The 5,180-nt window shown below is 71.9% G+C and carries 6 protein-coding genes; all 6 read left to right on the top strand.

Annotated features, from left to right (window positions below; all coding sequences use genetic code 11):
• The first annotated feature begins 150 nt into the window (after positions 1–150).
• On the top strand, positions 151–1,008 hold the full coding sequence (locus ACFV4N_RS23485) for an ATP-binding cassette domain-containing protein (protein WP_499674725.1): 858 nt from the start codon (positions 151–153) through the stop codon (positions 1,006–1,008).
• On the top strand, positions 1,005–2,468 hold the full coding sequence (locus ACFV4N_RS23480; RefSeq protein WP_499674724.1) for a hypothetical protein: 1,464 nt from the start codon (positions 1,005–1,007) through the stop codon (positions 2,466–2,468). The genes ACFV4N_RS23485 and ACFV4N_RS23480 overlap by 4 nt, the downstream gene beginning before the upstream one ends.
• Positions 2,459–3,100 (top strand): hypothetical protein, encoded by a 642-nt coding sequence (locus tag ACFV4N_RS23475; RefSeq protein WP_499674723.1) that lies wholly within the window; start codon positions 2,459–2,461, stop codon positions 3,098–3,100. Before ACFV4N_RS23480 ends, ACFV4N_RS23475 begins: the two co-directional genes overlap by 10 nt.
• A 6-nt stretch (positions 3,101–3,106) precedes the next feature.
• Positions 3,107–3,625: a MauE/DoxX family redox-associated membrane protein gene (locus ACFV4N_RS23470; protein WP_499674722.1), complete on the top strand. Its 519-nt coding sequence runs from the start codon at positions 3,107–3,109 to the stop codon at positions 3,623–3,625.
• Positions 3,626–3,637: 12 nt separating this feature from the next.
• Positions 3,638–4,186 (top strand): TlpA family protein disulfide reductase, encoded by a 549-nt coding sequence (locus ACFV4N_RS23465; protein ID WP_499674721.1) that lies wholly within the window; start codon positions 3,638–3,640, stop codon positions 4,184–4,186.
• Positions 4,187–4,191: 5 nt separating this feature from the next.
• A partial coding sequence (locus ACFV4N_RS23460) for an ABC transporter ATP-binding protein (RefSeq protein ID WP_499674720.1) occupies positions 4,192–5,180 on the top strand: 989 nt, incomplete at its 3' end.

Genomic DNA, 5,180 nt, shown 5'->3' with positions numbered 1-5,180 from the left:
GGGTGCGGGTTTTTTTTATCTCTGATTTCGTGTGGGGGGGCGGGGGCTGGTGTTATGTTGTGTCCTCCCGGGGGGGTGCCGTCCCCACCGCTCCCGGGCTCGCCCCCCGGCCGTTCAACTCTAGACGACTACTACACCCGAGGTGAAGACATGGCGTTAACTGTCGAGGTACGGGCGCTGGGCAAGCGTTACGGGCAGAAACGTGTGATGGACGGCTTGGACCTCGAGGTGGGACCGGGTGTCACGGGGCTGCTGGGCCCCAACGGCGCCGGCAAGACGACCCTGCTGCGGTGTTTGGCCACGGTGCTCGCACCCGATTCCGGGGGAATTCGGGTACTCGGACTGGACCCGGCCGACCGCGTTCAACGAACGGAACTGCGCCGGAGGATCGGGTACCTCCCCCAGGACCCCGGCCTGTACGGGCATTTCACCTCCGCGCAGATGTTGGACTACATCGCCGTGCTGAAAGAAATCACCGATCGGCGGCGGCGTGACCGGGAAATCCGGCGGGTGCTCGCCGAGGTGGACCTGACCGGGCAGTCGGCCCTCAAGGTGAAGAAGCTCTCCGGTGGGATGCGCCAGCGCCTCGGCATCGCCGCGGCCCTCATCGGGGATCCGGATTTCATCATCCTCGACGAACCGACGGTCGGCCTGGACCCGGAGCAGCGGATGCGTTTCCGGACGCTGCTCTCCCGGCTCGGCGAGAGCAAGGTCGTGCTGCTGTCGACGCACCAGACCGAGGACGTCGCGGCGCTGTGCGAGCGGGTGATCGTGTTCCGCGCCGGGCAGGTCGTCTTCGACGGCGATCCCGCGGGGCTCGCGGGGCAGGCGGGTGGCAGGGTCTGGTCGACGGCCGAACGGCCGACGGGCGGCGAGGTGCACTGGCGGACGGCCGAGGGCCGTTACCGCGTGATCGGCGCCCGGCCCCGGGACGGCGCGGCGGTCGAGCCGACGGTCGAGGACGGCTACCTGCTCCTCCTCGCCGAGACCGCGGAGACGGTCGCGTGAACCGCTCCCTCGGCGCGCTGGTGCTGTTCGAAACGCGTCTCCAGCTGCGCAACCCCCTCGTGTTGTCCCTGGCCGTCGTGACGCTGGCGGCGCGCACGTTCACCAGCTGGCAGCAGATGCCGAACTGGTCGGTGGACACCGTCGACACGGCGACCGCGGCGTTGATCCTCGGCGCCGGCGCGATGCTGTCCTCGAACCTGGCGACCCTGCGCGACAGCCGCGGTGGGCTCGCCGAGGTGCTCGCACCACTGCCGGCCAGGCCGAGGACCCGGACGCTGGCGGTGCTCGTCGCCGCCGTTTCGGTGGCGGTGCTCCTGTCGGTGGTGGTCATGGCCCTGCACTTCGCCACGCTGCTGGTGGGCAGCGTGCCGGTCGGGCGCTTCGACCTCGCCGAACCCGTCACCGGTGTGGTGATGGTGGCGCTGATGGCAGCCGCCGGCGTGGCGCTCGCCAGGTGGGTTCCCGGGCTCATCGCGGCGCCGATCACCGTGCTGGTGGTGGTGTGGGCGATGTTCCAGTTCCCCGGCGCGTGGCTGCTGCCCGTGGTGCCGGACCTCAAGATCGCGGTCGACGCGACCAGGCCGCCGCTCTGGCACCTGCTCTACGCGGCGGGGCTGCTCGTCGCCGTCGTCGCCGCGGCGGTGCTGCGGCACGGGTTGAGGCCGTGGTCCGGGACGCTCCTGGCGGCCGGTCTCGCCGCCGTCGTCCTGGGCGGGGTGCTGACGACCACCTCCCCGGAGGCGTCCTCGCCCTCGGCGAGCGCGGACCGCGGCCGGTCGGACCGGCTGGTGACGGCGGGAGCCGACCACTGCGAGACCCTCAACGAGGTCCGGTACTGCTCGTTCCCCTCGTTCGCCGCGTGGATCCCGCTGTGGCAGCGGGCGGTGGACCCGGTGGTGGCGGCGGCGCCGCCGGCGGCGAGGGAGCGGGTGCCCTCCATCGTGCAGCGGACGAGGACCGGGAGGCTCGACCCGCGAGCGCAGGAACCCGTGATCATGCCGGACACGTCGTGGGGCCGCAACGGCGGCGAAGTCGCGTCCAGGAGGTCGCTCGCCGCGCAGGTGGCGGGCGCGCTGACCGGGTTCCCGCCGATCACCGTCCGGCAGACCATGGACGGCTGCGACGCGCGGAACCAGTCCCGGACCGTCGTCGCGCTCTGGCTGACCGGCCAGGTCGAGGAGGCCGTCGAGCCTGAACGGACCCACAGCCAGGTCCGGCTGCCGGACGGCGGGGAGGGCACGCGCACGAGGGCCACGTCCGACCTGGGGCAGGTCGACTACGGCGACGCCGAACTGGCCTTGGCGGCGGAGCTGCTGCGGTCGCCGGGCGCCCGGGAGCGGATCCGGGAGCACTGGGACGTGCTGGTCGACCCGTCGACCACGATCGGGCAGGCGCTGCCGCTGCTCGGCGTGACCGGCGACGTGCCGGTCGGGGAACCGGGGGGCACGCCATGTCTCTGACGACCGGCACGCGGGTGGCCGTCAGCCTGGTCCGGCCGGTGGGCCGGGCGATCGACTGGGTCCCGTTCGCGGCGGTGCTGGTGGCGACCCTCGGTCTCGCGGTGGCCACCGGCGACCAGGTCCGGCCGTACAACCTGGCCGCCACCGCCCGCCTGTCGGCGCTGCTGCTCGGCGCGACGGCGGGGTTCGCCCTGGTGGACGCGGCGGCGGGGATGACGGCGGCGACCCCGGTGCCGCGCTGGTTGCGGCAGTGGACCAGGACGGTGCTCGCCTTCGCGGCCGCGATGGCCGCGTGGGGGGCGGTGTTCGCGGTGCTCGCGTCCCGGTCCGTGCGCGGCGCCGAACTCGGCGCCGGCGGCTACCTGCTGGAGGCGTCGGTCTGCGTGGGCACCGGGCTGGCGTGCACCGCCGTGGTCGTGCGGCAGCGCGGCGCCGACCGCTCCGGGGCCGTCTTCGGCGCCGCCGTGCTGCTGGCGGTGGCGGCGAGCACGCTCTTCTACCCCGGCAGGGTCTGGCCGCTGCCGGTGGAGCCGGACTGGGCCCCCGTGCACGACGCGTGGCTGTTCTTCGCCCCTGTTCCGTTGGCGGTGCTGGTTTTCGCGAACAGGGAAAGACACCGACAGAGGAGGTGAGAAGCCGTGGACTACGTGCTCGTCGCCTGCAGGCTGTGCCTGGGCCTGGTGTTCCTGGCCTCCGTTTTCGGCAAGCTCCGGGCGCGGGAGAACTTCGCCGAGTTCGTCCGCGCGACCGGCGAGCTGGCTCCGCCGCTCCCGAAGAAGCCCGCGGCGATGGCAGTGGTCGCCGCCGAGGTCGCCGTGCCGGCGCTGCTCTGCTCGCCTTGGGCCACGACGGGTTTCCTGGTGGCGGCCGGCCTGCTGCTCGCGTTCACGATCGCGGTGGTGACGGCGATCGTGCGCGGGAGGCAGGTCCGGTGCCAGTGCTTCGGCAATTCCTCGGCACCGGTCAGCTGGTTCCAGGTGGCCAGGAACGCGCTGTTGTTCTTCGTGGCCGCGGCCGGTCTGCTCGCGGGGGTGTACGCGCCCGGCGGACCGCTGGAGATCGGTGGGGTCCTGGTCGCCCTGGCGGCCGGAGCCGTGGCGGGCTCGGTCGCCCTGCTGACCGACGAGATCGCCGTGCTGTTCGAACCCATTCGCTGAGAAGGAGCTCCGATGTCATTCATGATCGCGTTCACAGCACTCGTCGGTGTGCTGGGTGTCCTGAACCTCTTCCTGACCACCGGGGTGATCAGACGGCTGCGCGAGCGGAACGCGACGGCTCAGTCCTTCCGCCCTGAACCGCCGAAGGTGATGCTGCCCAACGGCAGCTCGATCGGGACGTTCACCGCGTCCACGGTGGACGAGGAGCAGGTGAGCGCGGCCGTATTCGAGGGCGGTCCCACGTTCGTGGGCATCTTCGCGCACGGCTGCGAGAGCTGCGACGAGCGGCTCCCGGACTTCCTGGACACCGCGAGGACCTTCCCCGGTGGCCGGGATCGGGTCTTCGCGCTGCTCATCGGTGCCACCGAGGACGTCGTCGAGAAGCGCGCCGCGTTGTCCCGGGTCGGCAGGGTCGTGCTGGAGGAGAAGCCGGGTGGGCCGGTCGCGAAGGCGTTCGGGGTCAAGGGGTACCCGGCCTTCGCGCTGGTCGACTCCCACGGGCACATCAAGAGCTCCGGCGTGCGGGTCGACCACGCCATGCCGGCCACTGCCGGGGCCTGACCGTCGTGCGGGGGGTTCGTGAAGCGCTGAGCCTGACCTGGCGCGCCGGCCGGGTCCACACCTCCGTCTTCGTCGTCCTGACGCTGGCCATCGCGATGGTGCCGGTCCTGGTCGCGTGGCTGATGAAGGTGCTCCTCGACCTGCTGACGCTGGGGAGCGCCGACTTCGGCGAGGTGCTCCGCATCGCCGTCGCGCTCGCGGTGGCGGGTCTGCTCACGGGTGTGCTGCCGAACGTGATCCAGTACGTGCACAAAGAGCTGGAACGCCGGGTGGGCGCGATCGCCCTGGACAGGTTGTTCGAGGCGGCCGACGGGTTCGTCGGCCTGGCGAGGTTCGAGGACCCGGTGTTCGTCGACCGCATCAGGCTCGCGCAGCAGCACGGTGGCGCAACGCCGGGTGTGGTCGTCACCTCGGTGCTCTCCCTGTTGAGCAACACCTTGAAGGCCCTGGGCTTCCTCGCCTCGCTGGTGCTGCTGGCGGTGTGGCTGCCGTTCGCGGTGCTGGCGTCCGCGCTGCCCGCGCTGGTCGGCGAGATCTGGCTCGCCCAGCGCCGGGCGGCGCTGCAGTGGAAGCTCGGCCCGGTCGAGCGGAGGGAATTCTTCTTCAGCGCGTTGCTGACGAACGTGCAGGCGGCCAAGGAGATCCGCCTGTTCGGCATCGGAGCCCACCTGCGCGACCGGTTGTCGTCGCAGCGACGGCGGTTCAACGGGGAAACGGCGAAGCTCGACCGCGTGCAGCTGGCCGTCCAATTCGGCGTGGGCCTGGCCACGGCGGGGTTCGCCGGCGGAGCGCTCGTGTGGTCGGTGGTCGCGGCGGCGGGTGGACGGATCACCGTGGGTGACCTGTCCCTCGTCGTGGCGTCCATCGCGGGGGTGCAGGGGGCCGCGCTCGCACTGGTTCGCGACCTGGCCGCCTCGCACAAGCAACTGCTGCTGTTCCGGCACTACTTGGAGATCGTTCGCAGCGAGGCGTACCTGCCGGTCGCCGCCGAACC

The sequence above is a fragment of the Actinosynnema sp. NPDC059797 genome (assembly GCF_042732085.1).
In the GTDB taxonomy this organism is placed as follows: domain Bacteria; phylum Actinomycetota; class Actinomycetes; order Mycobacteriales; family Pseudonocardiaceae; genus Actinosynnema.
The sequence above is the reverse complement of the archived record's forward strand: the minus strand, read 5'-3'. Positions and strand labels throughout refer to the sequence as shown.

Coding starts and splice junctions, on each gene's coding strand:
- ACFV4N_RS23485 (WP_499674725.1), top strand. CDS start 151: ATGGCGTTAACTGTCGAGGTACGGGCGCTGGGCAAGCGTTACGGGCAG.
- ACFV4N_RS23475 (WP_499674723.1), top strand. CDS start 2,459: ATGTCTCTGACGACCGGCACGCGGGTGGCCGTCAGCCTGGTCCGGCCG.
- ACFV4N_RS23465 (WP_499674721.1), top strand. CDS start 3,638: ATGTCATTCATGATCGCGTTCACAGCACTCGTCGGTGTGCTGGGTGTC.